Source organism: Cyclobacterium sp. 1_MG-2023 (assembly GCF_030546805.1).
In the GTDB taxonomy this organism is placed as follows: domain Bacteria; phylum Bacteroidota; class Bacteroidia; order Cytophagales; family Cyclobacteriaceae; genus Cyclobacterium.
This window is the reverse complement of sequence record NZ_JAUOPC010000011.1, coordinates 171777-189919: the sequence shown is the minus strand read 5'-3', so window position 1 is coordinate 189919 and position 18143 is coordinate 171777. Positions and strand designations below refer to the sequence as shown.

Genomic DNA, 18143 nt, shown 5'->3' with positions numbered 1-18143 from the left:
ATTTTTTTATACAATTACTCAACCATCTATCTGTTGATACTAATTTTTTCTAGACATTAAAAAGCTATAAAACACATCTCATTAAGCTTGATGCATTTTTAATAATTACTCCCTTCTATTCAATAAAAAAACTTCACCAGTAAAGAATTAAGCCTTCTCTACGGTGAAGTTATCCAATGTGATTATCCGGTTGATTCAGTCATTAAAAAGCATATAGACCGCTTACCTTTATTCCATATCACCAAACAAATCCAATAATTGGGCAATAATCTTATCTGAAGCAATCTCTTCTACTCTATTGGTAGAAAGCCAAGTTTCGTAGCCTCCCAGTTTATGTTGAGCGGGAGTTGGCAGGTAACCATAGAGGCCATTTGCCAGACCAATGGTAAAATGATCTTCCAAGGGACTCTTTTCCTTTAATTCAAGTCCTATTTCAACAAAGGTTTCGAAGGGTATGGCGCCAATTCCCAAGTCTCCGATTTTAATAGCCTGAATGACTACATCAATGTCATCCGGAAAAGTTTCCATCTGCTTGATGCGTTTGGCATAAGTTTTTTCTAGCCTATGCCTGCCTTCAACAGTTTCAGGCCTGGCATTAACTTCCTCAACAAACTTGGCCAATTCAGGACTTGGTCTACGAACTTTGAGATTTAGTAGCGCTTGTTTGGCATCCAAAGGCACCCAATCCAAATAGTTAATGTCATGATAACCTTTCATCACTGCCATGGCCACATCATCTGCCACCAACTTCATTTTTTCATAAGGAGGGCGGCTTACCCTAGGGCCTCGAAAATTGATATTGTTTATATCCCCTGAAGTACCATTTGACATAATGGCAACAAAACCCGGATTCTGCCGGTCTGCTCCAAGTAATTCCTGAATCTTGTCAGCAAACATTCCAAAATAATCTGCTGACACATGGCCTGTAGGAACACCTCCTACATAATGCAAAGAGTAATTGGCAAACAGAGCCAATGGCCTGCCATCTGTTGCTTGAATGGAAAGGTAAGACACTTCAGGATCTGTAGGACCTGCAGGTTCCAATAGGTTGGGGTTACCCACTCCCGGATTCATCACGGCAATGTCATTTCCTCCCAATGGATTTGGGGTTGGTGTACCCGGCTTCATTTTCCAACGTCTGTTGAATACATGTTGTGGTACATCCACAGATCCCCAGCCTATCCTTGCCGGCTCAAGGTTACCCAAAGCAATTTGTACCCCATCAGAAATTCTGGTAGCCAAAAATGATTGATAATCATCCAAAGGCGCGTCCGGGTGCCATTCTCTGCCTTTGTCCCCTACACCTCTGGCACTTGTAGCGGAATGGGTATGGGTAGATGCTATCAGAATATGAGAAGCCGGAATACCTGTGGCTTCCTCAATGTTTTTCTTGGCTACATCAAACACTTTTTGTTCAACACCAACATTGTCTACAGTAACCATTACCAATTTATTCTCTCCATCATCCAAAACTATACTTCGGGCATATAGCTCATCATGAATGTAATCTGCCGGAGGAGAATTCCACCCACCAATGATGGGGCCGCCTAGTTTTGGACTAATGTTACTTTTGTAGGCTCCTGCTTTGAAGGACTTGTTCCCTTGAGAATAAACAGGATTAAAAATTAAATAGCTTAGGAATACCATGCAAATGGTTAATCCGTGGAGACCTATGTCTTTACTGAACAACATACAATCTTTTAATAGAATCTTTGTCATAACTTTTAAATATTTAAGATGGGTCAACTTGTTTATATGCTTCCAATACGGCCAACTCTCCGGCTTTCCCCGGCTTGCTGGAACTGTGTTCAAGACCTAAAAAGCCTCGGTATCCTTTGTCCCAGATATGTTGTAATAAATTTTTGTAATTGATTTCTCCTGACATGGGCTCAAAACGACCGGGTGTATCACCGAGCTGAAAATAGGCTATTTGGTCCCAAGCATAATCAATGCTGGGTATTAGATTTCCTTCCTGAATTTGGACATGGTACACATCACAAAGCAGTTTTATACTTGGGCTATCCACGGCTTTGGCCATTGCATAAGCCTGAGGCAGTGAATGCAAAAACATTCCGGGATGATTGATTTTATGATTCATGGTTTCCATGACCATCACTAATCCATGAGGTTCATAAATTTCTGCCACCCGCTTCAAGAGTTCTGTGGCATTGGCCAATTGAAAATCCCATGGTAATCTAGGATCAGCCATCCCCAATACATTGTGTATAAACTTGGTATTCATCCGCTTGGCTACTTCTACAGAAGCCCTTACCTCCTTGAGTACATTGTCTCTGATGCTTTGATCCCTACCCGCGAAGGTAACCTGCTTAAAGTCCATGGTGCCTACAAACTGCCCGAAATCCATTCCAAGTTTTTGGAGGGTATTGCTGATCTTGTTTTGTTCTTCCAAGGGGCGCCTTTGCAAAAAAGTACATTCCCAAGCGTGAAATCCGTTGTCGTGCCCCCACCTAATCTGGTCCTCCGGCTCCTTTCCCGCCACATCTGCAAACAGCCCGAAATCAGGGGAAAATTTCATATTAAAAGGGCTAGCCTTTGCCAGGGCCTGTCTTCCTTCCGGCAAACCAAGCCCTACAAAAGTAGCAGCTCCTGCAATAAGGCCATTCTTAAAAAAAGTTCTCCGTTTCATATTTTTGGTTTATTTTGGGTTAAAATCAAAAAGTCAGGTTGCCAAAATACTTGACAGCATGGATGACATCTTCAAGATTATCCTCCATTTTGTGTTCACATTCCGCATAAACTTCTCCATCAAACTTTTGCCTTTTTAGCTCATGAACTACTGCTTCAAAGTCAATTACCCCTTCTCCTACCTTCACATCCTTAGCCGATTGCTTGGAAGCATCCAGGTCCTTGAGGTGAAGGCTGATCAAATGTCCTTCAAGTTTTTTAAGGCTCTCTATCGGATTAAGCCCGCTTCTTGTCCAATGTCCCAAATCTCCACATGCTCCGAAATTGGGGTGGTTTTTTATGGCTGATAGTACCGAGTCCGGATGCCAATAAATACTACCGGCTTCTCGGGAATGCTGATGTAAGGCGATCTTTATCTTATACTCTCCGGCAAGTTGGTCAACCATGTCCCAATGTGCTCTTTTGGGTTCAGCAACCAAATATTCGATTTTTAAGGACTTGGCCAGCTCAAAAGCTTTTTGCCAACTTTCCCTGTCATTCGCTTTACCAACATACATGGACTTCATTTTCAAGCCATTGGTTTTCAATAGCTTTCTTACTGCCTTTGCATCTGAAGGACTGAGGTCTGACATGGTTTTATCACCAAAGTCTCCACCCAACTTATGAAAATCAAAACCTTCAACGTATTTCACTCCGGTAACTTTCGCCTTTTCCAAAGTGGCAGGAAAAGGAAACCTATTGAAGGAATACAAGGCTACACCTATATTCCAATCACTTTTACTGACTGACAATTCATGTGTAGGCCTTTTCACCATGCTTGCCAACACAAGCAATAGTACTGGCAAAGCAATAAATACCCAATATTTTTTTAACATAGTCTTCTTTTTGCTACTCATGTATAAAATTTTTCTTTATTCTGAATTCCTTATAAAAGCCATCAAATCAGCAATTTTTTGTTGATCAAGCTGTCCTGCCAAACCGGGCATAAGGGACATATTCATTCCCTTTATGGCCTCAATATCTTGGCGATTTATTGTTTGTTCTATTCCCGGAGAAATCCTAAGACTTATTGCAGCAGAAGTTTCATTCATGATCATCCCCTGAATAATTTCGCCATCCTTTAGGGTCACTTCCCATAAATCAAAGCCTGGAGCTATGGATAGATTGGGATCTAATATATTGGCCATAAGGTCTTTTGGATGCCAGTTGTGCAAGGTACCTAGATCAGGCCCAAAAGCCACTCCACCTTTCCCTCTAAACTGATGACAAAGGGCGCAATTTTCTATGTAGACTGATTTTCCTGCAATAGGGTCTCCATTGATTTCCAAGGCCTTTTGGTACTTTTTATTGATTTCCTCTCCTTCATTCTTAGTCAGTAGTTCTCTTGCAAAATTTCGAGTAGCCTCATCACCATTGTTCATAAGCCTAACCCTCATTTTCCAGCCAATCGCTGCTGTGGGAATTTTGCCATCTTTTAATGCCTCAAGCAATAGTTTGACCCTCTCGGATTCGCTCATAAAGGTTCCCAAGGCAACATCCCTGATTTCAGGTGTCAGAGAATTCCATTTGCTAAGAACATATTCAGGTACACTTGTTCCTTTGATATTGCCAAGGGCTTGCATGGCTGCGATTTGCAACACAATCGGTTCAGTAGTAGCAATCATTCCTTTCAATTGATCGGCATAAGGGCTTACATCTCCCTCTGGTAAAAACCTTAAAGCTTCTGCTCTTCGGTCTTCAGGAATGGACTGATCTGAAGCAATGGCCATGGCTTTGTCCATGCTGGATTTAAGCAAGTTCTCGTCTTTGAAATCTAAGGTTTTGATCAAGTTCAATGCAGATTTTCTAAGTCCGGCATTTGGGTGGTCAAAAAAGGCAAGTACTACTTTATCCATATAGGCTGTTAGCGCTTTCTCATTCTCCTCATTTCTCTTAACTCCATCAGCTATTCCATATAATACAGATGCTTCCCAACCTTTGTTTTCCGATAATTTGAGGGCTGACTGAAGCAATTTTTCTGCTTCCCCTTCATTCTCATTGGCTGTAATCATGGCTGTTAATCTGCGAACCAAACTACCATAGGCAGGGACATCCTTGTCAAAACGAGTAAGTACTGTTTGTAGCAATGCCGTATTTTTGGAAGAAGAGGCAGACAAGGCAGCGATCTGTACCCATTCATCTGATAAATCCTGAAACAACAATTCTTCGGCCACCTGTGCCGCCTCTTGGGTATCAATAAATCCTAAAGTACAAAGTAGTTGAAACCTAACCCTGGCATTCGGGTCTGTTTTTAGATTGAGTAATGCATCAATTAATTCATTCGATTCACTAAGGTGCATTTCGGACAATTTGATGGCATTTTCCCTCACACCCGCAACGGGATCATTCAAGGCTTGAATAATGAGGTCCGTACTTAACCCTTTTAAACCTTCCAAAGTCCATAAAGCATGCAGACGGCCTTCTGCAGAATCTTTATTTTTGGCCATTTTTTCCAAATCGGAAATTACCTCCTGATTTTGGGCAGTGACAATAAGTCTTTGGGCATTGTTCCTCCACCAGTTGTTTTTACTGGCGAGGTGTTTGACCCATTCTTTGGGACTTTCCTCGCCAAATGTTAAGCCTGAAGTCCAATCTGCTTTCCCGGTACCTTTTGGAGTGATCCTATAGATTCTCCCCATACCAACACCATCGTAAAGCCCTCCGGCAGCCACCGCTTCATCAGACATCCACTCCGGATGCTCAATAATCTTACGGTAATAATCCAATACATACAAGGCTCCATCAGGCCCTACATACATATTTACAGGCCTGGACCAAGAATCTTTAGATGCTAGAAACTCTTTATTTTCTCGTAATCTTTCAGCAATAAATGTGGCTCCTTTTTCTTTTAAAATATCCACATGCACCAGATTACTAACGGATTCAGCCACAAAAACAGCATTCTCAAATGGCTCCGGAAAGGTGCCGCCCAAGTAGGCCGTCAAGCCACTAGAAGAGGTTGTTAATCCTACCGGTGTAAAAAGCTGACGATCCGGGTTGGTGGTAATTTGAAAAACTTCTGTTTCCTTGCCATGATCAGAAATAGATTCACTGGAATTGGAAACAAGCAATCCCGGATTTCTGGAAAGGTATGGGGCAGCAATCACCTCATGGTAAATGTGGTTTTGATTGTGCGTCAATAAATACCTTCCCCATCGATCATACGTATGGCCAAACTGGGATCGCGTGGAAGCCAATTCTGCCACCTGAATATCCGGTCTGAATCGAACAGAATGTCCATTCGCATTTTTAGGCAATTCGGGGCTACCTGGACTGTTCGGGAAAACAATGTTGGTACCTTTGTCCCCAAACTCCTCCTCATATTTTCTGGTGCCAATGTGACCAAGATGAGACAAATGAATCCAATTATCCAGTCCATACACCGGATTGTTGACATTTACGTGGGGATTTGAAAGAGAAAACCCCGTCATTACAACCTCCCTGACATCTGCTACTCCATCTCCATCGGTATCTTCAAGGTACAAGACATCCGGTGCGTCTGTTATCAACACTCCCTTTTTCCACCTCAAAATACCATTTGGTAAAATTAAATTATCAGCGAAAACGGTGCTTTTATCCATCACCCCATCATCGTCCTCATCTGACAAAAGTACAATCCTTCCTGTACCGCTTTTATCAATAGGATAGCCGGGCATTTCCACCACATATAATCTCCCAAACTCATCAATTTCCATGTCCACAGGGTCACTTACCAATGGCTCATTGGCTATTAACTCCATTTGAAACCCCGGTTCAAGCTCGAAAGTAGCAATAGCGTCTTTTGGCGAAACCGACCCTTTCATAGAAGGACCACTGCTGTTTCCCCCACAAGACTGTAATAAACATATGCCGGAAAGACATAAAAAAATGAGAGCGTGACTAAATTTTGTTTTTTTCATTATTTACCTAACTAAAATCTCCATTATTTTAATTTATATACTATTGGAGCTACAATTTTTTCTTTAAGGAAACCTCATTCTCTTTGTCCCAAAACTTATCGATAATTTCCAAGGTTCTATCTACTAAAAGCTGTCCTCCTTCTGCACCTACCACATTACTCTGACAGACGGCACTGTATCCTCCACCTGCAATGGCTTTTTCAGTAGGCAGATAGGTTCCGGGACCGGCTAATTGAATAACAAAGGTTTGTATCGCCTTACTTCTTGCCTGGATACGAATACCATAATCAGTAAACAATTCAAACTGGTTGGTGGCGATTGCTGCATCACCAATCCGCAACACATGAATCTCTGAAGTGTAGGTAGCTTCAGGATTTTTTTGTTGTGCTTCGTACCGTTTCAAGACATCCCCAAACCAAGTCATTTTGGCATAAAGCAATGGGGCCTTGGAGGGATCTGCAGCTATTTGATCCTGACAATCTTTTACCACTTTTTCAGAAGCTATGTATTCTTCCTCCGTGATGATACGCATCGGTAGTTCAAGGTTCTCCATTTTATGGTGAAAAGCCACATTGGTATGCCGGTCATTTTTCACAATTTCATAGGTGTTTTCTACCGCCCTTATGATGCGTTCGGCAATGTCATCCATCCGGGTCTTTTGGGCAAGTTCCTGCATTCTGGCCAAGCCTGCTTTTCTATACATACTGTGCGGGGATTGATCTCCCGCGGCACCAATCCAACCTAAAACACTTACTTTCTCTCCAAAACGGCTTTTCAATTTTTCCCTTACAGGGTGCCAGTAATCAGCATTGACAGTGGTTTTGTGTTCAAACTCTTGAGCCGGACAGGCCACATCCACACTCATGGCAAGCAACTCATTTTCATCATTCCAAAAGAACAAAGCATTCATGTCATGGTCTTCATAGCCTTCAAGGTTTTGAAATTCCTCTTTATTTGTATTTCCATACATTACACTTGTTCCATCCTTATAAACTGTCCGCCTATTGTAACCAACTGCCGCACGGTCCATTCCCCAGGTTACGCTACCTTTGCTTCGGTTAGCCCAGGCATCTTCAATTCCATCTGCTACACTTTCAACAAATAAGGCACGGTAATCCTTCACCTTGGTTACGCCCTCTTCTGGAATTGGATAGATAAATGAAGACTCTTCCAAATCATCTTCCAAGACCGGAGCTGTATGGGTATGTGTTGCACTTACAATAATTTTATTTACATTAAAACCGGGAATTCGTTTAGCTACCTCATCCCTAAGCTCCTGCCTCAACCGGGCAGAAATATATACCAAGTCACAGGAAACAAAAACTGCGGTATCTAATCCAGTCTGACCATCTCTTGATTCGATGGCTACTATTCCAGCATACAATGGAGTGTCTGCCGTTTCTGCAATTCTCATGTGAAACTGTCCCATAAGTGCCACAGGTAACTTTGGACTAATATCTGCTGAAGCAGCTCCCAGGTATAAATCATTGGCTTGCAATCTTACATTCAACCAAAAGGTCATGGCCAGTAACACACATAATCTCACCATAATATTATTGTTTATTATTTAACTTCTTTGTTCCATAATTGATCAATCACCTCCACTGTCCTGTCTACCAAGACCTGACCTCCTTCAGGTCCTACTATATTGCTATGGATGATGGCACTATAAGCGCCACCATTTACAGCACGCTGTGTCGGTAGATAAGAGCCCCAATCTGAACTTCCTGTAAGCTGTATTACGAAAGTTTGTAAAGCTTTGCTTCTAGCAATCATCCGAATGCCGAAATCTGAAAACAATTCAAATTCATTGGTACAAATGGCGATATCTCCCAACTTGATCACATGTAGGTCCATTGGGTACAACTGTTTTGGGTTTTCCAATTGCTTCTCATAGCGTTTTACCGTTCTTTCCTGCCAATTCATCATTCGATATAGTGCGTCAGCAGCTTTAGGATCCTCGGCAATTTGCTCTTTGGCATTTTGAACAAAAGCTTTGGCTTCCAAATAGTTTTTTTCAGTGACCCATCGCTCAGGCAAAGACAATTCTTCCACATGATGTCTAAAATCCAAATCGGAATGTCTTTCTGAAGCTACAGCATCATAAGATTCATCAACGGCCAGAATTATCCGTCGAGCCAGCTCCTCCGTCCTGCTAAGGTTTCTGAGGTTTCGCATCCTATCATCTGCCTCTTTTCTGTACCGCATATGGGGAGTAATGTCACCTGCAGCAGCTGCCCAACCTAAAACATTGACCTCCTTTCCGTATTTTTCTGTGATCCCCTCTCTTACCGGATGCCAGTAATCTGCATTGACAGCATGGCGGCCTTCTACCTCTTGGGAAGGGCTGGCCACGCCAACAACTATGGATACAAGCTTACCTTTATCATCCCAAAAAAATAAGGTGTTCACATTATGATCCTCAGAGCCTTCAAAGCTTCTAAATTCAGGCAAATTGGTTTTACTGCTCATTCCGGAGGTCCCATCGGCATAGACAATTCGTCTATTATAACCTGCCACCGCATAACCCATTCCCCAAGCCACAGATCCGGGAGCCCTTTCTTTCCATGCTTCCACTATGGCTGCACTCACTTTTTCCACGAAGAAATGGCGGTAATCTTTAACTTGAGTGACTCCCGTTTTTGGAATTAAATATTCACCTTCTAATGCCAATACAGGTGCAGTGTGGGTATGGGTAGCATTGAGAAAAATTTTGTTCTCGTCTATCCCCGGCAACTGTTTTTTAACCCTTTGCCTTACAAGCGCGACCAAATCTTTGGGAATATAAAGTGCATCACAAGAAACCATAACGGCCAAATCACCATCGAAACCCCTGGTTTCCAGCACCATAACTGAAGCTATCAGAGGCGTTTCCGCAACTTCAGCAATTCTGAGGTGAAACTGACCTGTTACAGCCACAGGTAATTGTGGTGTGATGTCTACTGTCTTGGCCCCGATATATAGCTGAGATGCCACAACAGGGGCAACTAGAAAAAAGGTTAAGCAAGTGACTGTTGCGATTTTATTGAAAATTTTCTCTACCATTATCCTGCAATTCAATTATGAAGCTTTTTTAATACCAATCAACTCCCATATTATTACGGCCAAAGCTTATTGATCATGGCTACAGTCCAATCCACTAATATCTGCCCGCCTTCTGGCCCTACCTCATTACTCTCTACGATTGCAGAATAATGTCCCCCACTTACAGCCTCTTTTGTCGGAAGATAATTCCCCGGCCCCACCAATTGTAGCACAAATGTTTGCATGGCATTGCTTCTGGCTTTCATTTGTATACCGTATTCAGTAAATAGCTCAAAAGGATTGGTACAGATCACCACATCACCTATTCTCAGCGCATGAAGCTCTACAGGATACATGGGTTGTGGGGTTGATTTCTGAATTTCATAACGCTCCAGAACTTTATTATACCAAACAATTCTTCGGCTGAATACTTGAGCCCGCTCAGGATCACTCATGTCCTCATTCCTCATTTTTAGCGCATGATTGTATTCTGTTTCTGTTACCACCCGCATTGGAAGCTCAATATTATTCACCTCATGCTTCATAACAGGAGCGTCATACTTGTCAATTTTTACCGTTTCATAGGTTTCATCTACAGCGCGTATAATTCTTCCGGCGATCTCATTGAGATGGAATTCATTTCTGAAATTCACTTCTCCGGAATATCCCGCAAAATCAGGACTCTTTTTCTCATTTCGCAAAGCAATCATTCTCCATTCAGCAAATTCATCATATCTTGGTCTAGGTGTTTGGTCACCAGCTGCCCCTATCCAGCCAGCGACTACCAATTGCTGACCATACTTTTCCTTTAAACCTTCCCTAACAGGGTGCCAATAGTCTGCATTGACTGCAGATCTATTTTCTACAATTTGCGCCGGACTTGGCACATTGATACATGTAGCTACAAATTCTCCTTTATTGTTCCAAAAAAACAAAGATTGAATGGCTTGATCTTCATAGCCCTCAACTTTAATGAAATTTGCTTGATGCGTACCTCCATACATTTTAGCGGATCCATCTTCATATACTGCTCGTCTATTGTAGGCGACTTTTGCATGACTAATGCCCCAAGACACGCTACCTCGCTCTCGCTGATTATAAGCAGTAACAATGGTTTTGGCCACCTGATCTGATACAAATTTCAAATAATCCTTTACTTGGGTAACTCCTTCAGGAAGGTTGTATCGATTGTCTCTAACAACGCCACCTGTATGGGTATGCGTAGCGTTAATTATGATCTTTTTTGTATCCAATACAGGCAAGCTTTTTTTAACCTCCTTTTGGATCATTTCTTTTAATTCTGTAGGAACGGTGACCATATCACAGGAAACAATTACCGTAGTATTTTCTCCTCTCGATTCTAAAACAATGACATTGGCAGTTAAGGGGGTTTCTGCAACTTCCGCAATACGAACTGTCATTTGACCATCTACTGCTACAGGAAGTTTCGGTGTAATGTCTACAGTGGCTGCACCTACGTACAAATCCTGACCAAAAACGGTATTTGGTAATAACTGAAACGCAGTCAAGAAAGTGAAGAATAGAAAAGATACAAAGAGGTTGTTCTTAATTTTTGAAATTCGATAATCGATGGGCATTTGTTTTTCCATAGTGATAAATTAATGATTTATTCTATTTATCAGGTCCAATATTATATGAAACCATGAATTATATCCATGGCAGTGATTTTCATGATTATAGTGGTATAACTAAGTTTACCACATTTTATTGATAAGGGTCAAAGTTTCCTCTACTAATTCTGCTCCTCCTTCAGGCCCCATTAAAGTACTCGCAGGCACTGCCCCATAAGCTCCTCCTTCAATGGATCGTTGGGTTGGCAAGTAGGATCCTGAACCTGTAAGTTGTACAATAAAAGTTTGAATGGCCGGACTCTGCGCCTTCATTTGCATCCCATAATCCAAATACAGCTCAAAGGGGTTGGTGGCGAATACAGCATCACCTATCCTAACAACATGGACTTCTATGGGCATTTTTGGCTGTGTTTTTTCCAATTCATACCTTTCTGAAACCACCAAACCTCTTCTTAACTTGCTGTAGCTAATGGTAATGTTTTTGTACCACCTAGGGGTTTTTATAATGTCTGGATTGTCATGCACCTCAGCTTTTAATTTGTCATATTCAGCCTGCCAGATTTCAGCCTCCTCAGTGGCTTCAGCTACATCTTCCGGACTAAGTAACCTCCTTGAAAGGGGTACCAATTTCTTTTCATGTTTGAACTCCGGCTGCCATTCAATATTGGCCTTCATGACAGGAAATAAATCGATCACTTCATCAGCTAGGCGCTTGGCAATTTGCTTACGCTGTGCAAGACTACCTCTGCCGGTTCCCTCTTCACCAAATCCCAAGAGTTGCTGCATTCTTTCTTCTGCTTTTGACCCCACCATAACATGAGGGGATTGATCTCCTGCAGCACTTGCTTGCGCCAAAACATAGACCGAATCGCCTAGACTCTTTTTCACAGCCAACTTGGTGTCATGCCAAAAGTCTGCAGATAACTTATAGGAATGTTCACTAACCTGAGAAGGTGCCGCTACATTAATAATAACACCAGTAAGTTGTTTATTTAGGTCCCAAAAATACATCAGGTTTAAGCTATGATCTTCATGCCCTTCTATATGACTAAATTCAGGAGAATTGGTATTGCCATACATGCGTGATTTGCCATGTTTAAGGGCCTGCAATCTATTTAATCCAACAACTGCATGGCCAAGTCCAAGGCTTATTCCACCAGGGTTTCTTTTTTTCCAGGCCTTAACAACTCCTTGCGCAATTCGATCAGCAGCAATTGGAATATAGGTTGCCGGAGACATGGCCGGTTTACCATTTGCCATCTGATCAAGGCTTACCCCATAAATACCTTCTACAGCAGCAATAGATGCTACATAAGGAGCTGCGTGCGTATGTGTTGCATTAACTATTATTTGTTCAGGCAATATTGAAGGAATAGCTTTGACAACTCTAGTTCTTATTTCATCCCTCAAATTGGCTGTAGCTCTCATTCCATCACTTATTCCCACCAGGTCACAACTTATCCATATCGTTTTCTCTGAATTTGTTCCTTCCCCTGACTCTAACGCAAGAATGGTAGCGGTCACAGGATCCATTACCCCTTCTGATAGTCTCGCATGAAATTGGCCTGCAACCAGTACAGGTTTATCAGGTGTAATGTCAACAGTAGACCAACCAACTTTAAGGTTTTTGTCTTTGTCAGATTGAGCATAATTTTGGAAGGAGAAAATGGATAAAAAAAGTAGGCTGAAGCATTGTTTCAAACAAATCATTTTTAGGCTTGGTTTATTTCAGAGAACAGTGTGGCAAATACTAAAGCAGCTATTGCCACACTGTGATATTAATCGTATTAATTTAATCTCTACTTACTCCCAACCAGGATTTTGAGTGAGTTGAGGGTTCAATGAAAGTTCTTGGACAGGTATAGGGTATAAATATAATTTATCGTCCCATGTTCTGGTATTACCGGGATAGATCACGCGGTACTCACCAGTTTCCGGATCTACTGCACCCACATAAGTCAGTGGATTTTCTAACAGCTTGCCCGCTTTCCACCTGACAAGGTCTTCCCAGCGGGTTCCCTCTCCTGCTGTTTCAATTCTTCGCTCTCTTCGAATTTCGTTGATCAAAGGAGTTACAGGCACCTCCCAGTCGGGCCAATTTGGATCTTCAAAACCTACATTCACCTCTAAATGAGGCATCCCTACCCTGTCTCTCAATAAATTAATGCTATTGTCCAACACCTCTTGTGTGGCTTCTCCCAGTTCAGCCTTGGCTTCCGCATAGGTAACCAATAATTTACCATACCGGTAAGTAAATACATCTATGGTGGATTGATTTTGTAACCTATCTACTTCATAAGGTGAGTACCCTTTAGTAATATAATAACTTGTGGTCACATAGTTATTATCAAATTCAGGCATGGTACGGTAGTCAATGCTGCCGTCAGAGTAAATCCTGTAGGGACGATCGGGTACATAGATAGATTGTTTCATCCTTGGATCCCTGTCGACAAACTCATCTTCAAAATTTTGATCCCCTTGGTATAAAGAGCTAAGGGCTATTGGCAGTCCATCCTTACTCAAATAGGATTGCACAAAATCTTTGGTATATCCAGTATGTGGTTCACCCAAAGACCTTACGTTATTGTGCATTCGGATTCCTTCAATAAATCTTTGAAAAAAGATAGCTTCCGGGTTTCCTGTAAGATTGTATTGAACAAAAAGATCAAAGTAATCTTGATTGGGATTCCCGGTAGAATAGAGACTAAAAAGCCCAGAGTTTATAACGGCTTCGGCTGCTGCAGCAGATTCAGCCAAAATTGCTTCATGATCACCTAGTCCATGATATTTCCTGAAAGTCCCTTCAAAGAGACAAGCTTCGGCTTTGAAAGTAAGGGCAACATATTTGGTCAATCTATTTTCACCGGATTCTTCCGGAAGGTTTTCAATTGCGAAATCCAAATCATTGAGCATATTTTCAAAGACTACCTTTCTAGAATCTCTAGGCTTAACAAGTCCTTCAGAATCAGTTTGCAAATCTTCTTCATACCAAGGGACATCACCAAAACGTTCAATCATTTTTTGGTAGTAGAAGGATTTAAAAAACCTTATTTCTCCTTCATATCTTAAAACCAAGGCATCTTTCTCCATTTCAGCAATTCTGGCTAAGGCATAGTTACATCGCCTAATTGGCTGCCAATCACTTTTGCCCCAGCCTCCACCAGTAGCAGGAATTACGTATTCACCCCAGACATAGGTATTTCTATCCCCCGGGGCATTGTTGTCCGATTTGTCATCTTTTCTCCAGTTAACTTGAGGATCTCTCAAATCAATATAAAATTGGTTGGCATAAAGCTCAATATCAGTGGAGGAAGTCCAAAATTGGGCATCACTAATTTGATCTAAGGGATACCGCTCCAAATATTCATCGTTGCAGGCAGTGGTTACTACAAGAAACAAAACGGAAATATATATAGTTATCTTTTTCACGACAGTATGATTTAGAAATTGATATTAGCACCTAAAGAAAATGAGCGGTAAATTGGGTAATACTGGGCCCCATTCATTTCCGGGTCAGATAAATTCTTGTACTCGTGAATGCCCGTTACTTCCCAAATATTATTTCCGGAAACATAAACCCTTACCATCTCCATCTTAACCCTTTGAGTCAAAGCTTTAGGAATTGTATAACCCAATGTCAACTGTTTCAGCCTGAGATAAGAGGCATTTTGAAGAAACCTGGTTTGAACTGCAGTAACATCTGAACCACCTGAAACCATAGGTCTGGGGAAATAGGCATCAGGATTTTCAGGAGTCCAGAAATCTGAAAGTAATTTATTGTGGGCATTCCACTCACTGGTATAGCCACCAAGCCAGAAATTATTGCTAAGCCACACATCACGTTTGGCTACACCTTGGAAAAACACATCCAGATCAAAATTCTTCCACTGTATATCTGTCTTCACACCAAAACTGTATCTAGGCGTATTATTGCCGATTATCCTTCTGTCACCGGGGTTATCTAAGGTGCCGTTTCCGGGAGATATTTTCCCATCATTGTCCAAATCAGCAAACAATAGATCACCGGCTTTTCTTTCTATTCCTACTAGGTTACTGTGATCCAACTCCTGCGCTTCGGCATCTGATTGAGCAATACCTGTGGTGGTATAGCCCCAAATTTCACCAATCTGCTTGCCAACATAATAATCCGATATTAACCCAACAGGATTGCTAAATCGGGTTATTTCTGAAGTGTAATCAGACAAAATCAGGTTGACACCCCATCTCATTTCATTGCTTTGTTGCCGCCAACCTATGGTCATGTCCCAACCTGAAGTTTTCAAGTCAGCCGCATTTTCTCTGGGCTCTGTCTCAGCAAGAACAGCAGGAAGTGTTTGGGACCTGGTCAGCATGTTTTTGGTATCTCTTCGGTAAACATCGAAGGAGGTTGTCAACCTATTTTGAAAAAGACTAAAGTCCAGACCAAAGTTTCTTTGGGTTACGGTTTCCCAAGTTAAAGTAGGACTTACCAAACCCGGTGCATATACCGTGAGTGGCCTGTCTTCATTTAATATATAATTTACTGTACTTGCACTAAAAGTAGCGATGTAGGGATAATTTCCGGGCACATTTTGATTACCTAAATTCCCGTAAGACAGCCTTACTTTTAACATGTCAAAAGTATTTTTTAGGTCACCGAAAAACGCTTCATTATCTACCCTCCATCCTAAGGAAAGAGAAGGGAAAAAGGCAAATCTGTCGGCTTTGGGGAATTTAGATGAGCCGTCATAACGTCCATTAAATTCCAAAAGATACCTCCCATCGTAATTGTAATTTAACCTTGTAAAAGCACCTCTGATGGCATATTGTGAAGCCGCATCGCCTACATACCGCTCTCCATAAGCCAAATTCATAAACGGTATGGATTCCACCGTTAAGTTTTCCCTTTTCGAATAGAAATATCTGGAATCAAGATTTTCCTGGTTAAAACCACCCATTATTTTTATATCGTGCTTTCCAAAAACGTTCGCATAATCCGCATAGGCATTGAGCACATAATATTTGTCATTGTAGTTACTTTTGGTTACTTGGCTGGGGTTTGTAAAAGGATAATAACCACTTACGGACCCATCTACAAAGTACATTGGCAGTTTTTTCCAATATTCCTCCTCCTCAGTATTTTTAATATTGGAAGTATATTCAAAATTTATGGTGGTATTTTTTATAGGGGTCAACTGTAAAGATCCGGTTATCCAAGTATCTTGAATTTCTCTTTTCCTATGGCCTGCCTCATTGTAAAACTGAACGGTATTAGGTACCGAACCACCTGAGGCATAATTACCATCAGGAAAATAAACCGGCCAGTTGGCCCATTGATGCCACTGAAAGGGGCTATTGCCTTCCGGAAAATGATTGGTAGAATTGTTTGGTGGATAAATATGGTTGCTGTTGTTCATGGAAATCTTGGTTCCAATTTTGGCCCAATCTGTAATTTTATAATTCAGGTTAGTCATAAAATTGTACCGCTTGTATTTCTCATCAAACTGCCTATTGATACCTTCCTGATATAAGTAATTTAAGGAAGTGTAATAATCGAACCTATCGTCTCCACCGGTAATGCTCGCTGTATACTGACTCATAGGATAGCTGTCTCTCATCAGTTCTTCGGCCCAGTTTGTATTGCCACTCATCAACCAAACATTGGGGTTTTGAGGATCAGGAAATGCAGTAGGTTGACTGGGATCATTATAATGGGCAATTATTTTATCCTGATATATATCAGTAAACTGATAATAAGGCACACCATTTCTTGCAATATTTGCAGTATTCATGTAGTTCATTCGCTCCATTGCATCCATGGTTTCAAATTTCACTACCGGTGTATTTACAGCTGTATTGAAGGAAAGTGAGATAGCCGGTTTGTCATTCTTACTTCCCGATTTGGTTGTAATTAAAATCACCCCATAAGCTGCTCTAGCTCCATAGATAGCAGCTGAAGCAGCATCCTTAAGTACCGAAATGCTTTCGATATCATTGGGATTGATCAAGTTTACATCCATTGGAACATTGTTTACCAAAATCAAAGGTGATCCCCCATTAATAGAAGTAAAACCTCGGACATTAAAAGTAGCTCCTCCTCCTGGGGTGCCGGTATTTTGCGTGATATTTAGGTTGGATATCTGACCCTGAAGACCTTGTCCAATATTGGTGATGGGGCGATTTTCTAGTACCTCTTTACTTACACTGGATACTGCACCTGTAAGGTTTTCTTTCTTTTGTGTACCGAAGCCGGTAACCACTACCTCATCCAAAGATCCCATTTCTTCCTCCAAAGTAACATTGATAATTGTTTGTTGGCCTACATCAATACGCTGGGACTGAAAACCAATAAATGAGAAAACGAGAGTGGAACCTTCAGGCACAGTCAAAGAATAATTTCCATCTATGTCTGATGCTGTTCCAATGGTAGTGCCGGGGATTGCAATGGTCACACCCGGTAAAGGTTCACCGTCTTGATCTACTATTTTGCCACTGATCGTTACATCCGCAAGTTCAGCGACATCTACTTTAATACCATATTCTTTATGGCTATTTCTAACATGAATATTGTTATTTACTTGAGTAAATTTCAACTGTGTTTGCTTGGCAATATTTTCAAGAACCTTATAAACCGAAATGTTTTTTTGACTGACCGTTACTCTTTGATTGAGACTGATTTGGTCATCATTATAGGTAAACTTAAAATCAGTTTTGGATTCTATATTTTTAAAAAACCGCAACAAAGTTTTTTCTTTTAAGTCAAGCGACACTTTGACCTCATCAATTGATTTTCGCTGAGCATTGCCCGTGTTGGCCATCAACACTGTGCAGAAAATCAATTGGATGGCAAAGCCATAAAATAATCTTTTGGACACCATAATAAGTTGTCTCAGTATATATTTATTCATAATATTGTATGGTTTAAGTTTTAGACGACTTAACTATTGCCTCCCTTCAATTAAAG

General features: G+C 41.3%; 10 protein-coding genes. All 10 read right to left on the bottom strand.

From position 1 onward, the window contains the following. Positions 1-228: 228 nt before the first annotated feature. The 10 genes from Q4534_RS17595 to Q4534_RS17550 all read right to left on the bottom strand — a co-directional run bounded on the left by Q4534_RS17595 (position 229) and on the right by Q4534_RS17550 (position 18087). Positions 229-1719 (bottom strand): hypothetical protein, encoded by a 1491-nt coding sequence (locus Q4534_RS17595; protein ID WP_303614464.1) that lies wholly within the window; start codon positions 1717-1719, stop codon positions 229-231. 13 nt (positions 1720-1732) lie between these two features. Further along, positions 1733-2647 carry a hydroxypyruvate isomerase family protein gene (locus tag Q4534_RS17590; RefSeq protein ID WP_303614463.1) on the bottom strand — a complete coding sequence of 305 codons (915 nt, stop codon included), beginning with the start codon at positions 2645-2647 and terminating at the stop codon, positions 1733-1735. A 25-nt stretch (positions 2648-2672) separates the two neighbouring features. Then, positions 2673-3521 (bottom strand): sugar phosphate isomerase/epimerase, encoded by an 849-nt coding sequence (locus Q4534_RS17585; RefSeq protein WP_303614462.1) that lies wholly within the window; start codon positions 3519-3521, stop codon positions 2673-2675. 36 nt (positions 3522-3557) lie between these two features. Beyond that, on the bottom strand, positions 3558-6584 hold the full coding sequence (locus Q4534_RS17580) for a PVC-type heme-binding CxxCH protein (RefSeq protein ID WP_303614461.1): 3027 nt from the start codon (positions 6582-6584) through the stop codon (positions 3558-3560). A gap of 49 nt (positions 6585-6633) precedes the next feature. Further along, positions 6634-8133 carry a hypothetical protein gene (locus tag Q4534_RS17575; RefSeq protein WP_303614460.1) on the bottom strand — a complete coding sequence of 500 codons (1500 nt, stop codon included), beginning with the start codon at positions 8131-8133 and terminating at the stop codon, positions 6634-6636. Between the two features lie 14 nt (positions 8134-8147). Further along, positions 8148-9629, bottom strand: coding sequence for a hypothetical protein (locus Q4534_RS17570; RefSeq protein ID WP_303614459.1), 1482 nt, complete (start codon positions 9627-9629; stop codon positions 8148-8150). A 53-nt stretch (positions 9630-9682) separates the two neighbouring features. Next, positions 9683-11218 (bottom strand): hypothetical protein, encoded by a 1536-nt coding sequence (locus tag Q4534_RS17565; protein ID WP_303614458.1) that lies wholly within the window; start codon positions 11216-11218, stop codon positions 9683-9685. 105 nt (positions 11219-11323) lie between these two features. Next, positions 11324-12910 carry a hypothetical protein gene (locus Q4534_RS17560; protein ID WP_303614457.1) on the bottom strand — a complete coding sequence of 529 codons (1587 nt, stop codon included), beginning with the start codon at positions 12908-12910 and terminating at the stop codon, positions 11324-11326. A gap of 93 nt (positions 12911-13003) precedes the next feature. After that, the gene (locus tag Q4534_RS17555; protein ID WP_303614456.1) at positions 13004-14629 is read right to left on the bottom strand and encodes a RagB/SusD family nutrient uptake outer membrane protein; all 1626 of its coding nucleotides are present in this window, start codon (positions 14627-14629) and stop codon (positions 13004-13006) included. A gap of 11 nt (positions 14630-14640) precedes the next feature. Next, a complete protein-coding gene (locus Q4534_RS17550; protein WP_303614455.1) occupies positions 14641-18087 on the bottom strand; it encodes a TonB-dependent receptor in 3447 nt (1148 codons plus the stop codon). Positions 18088-18143: the final 56 nt, after the last annotated feature.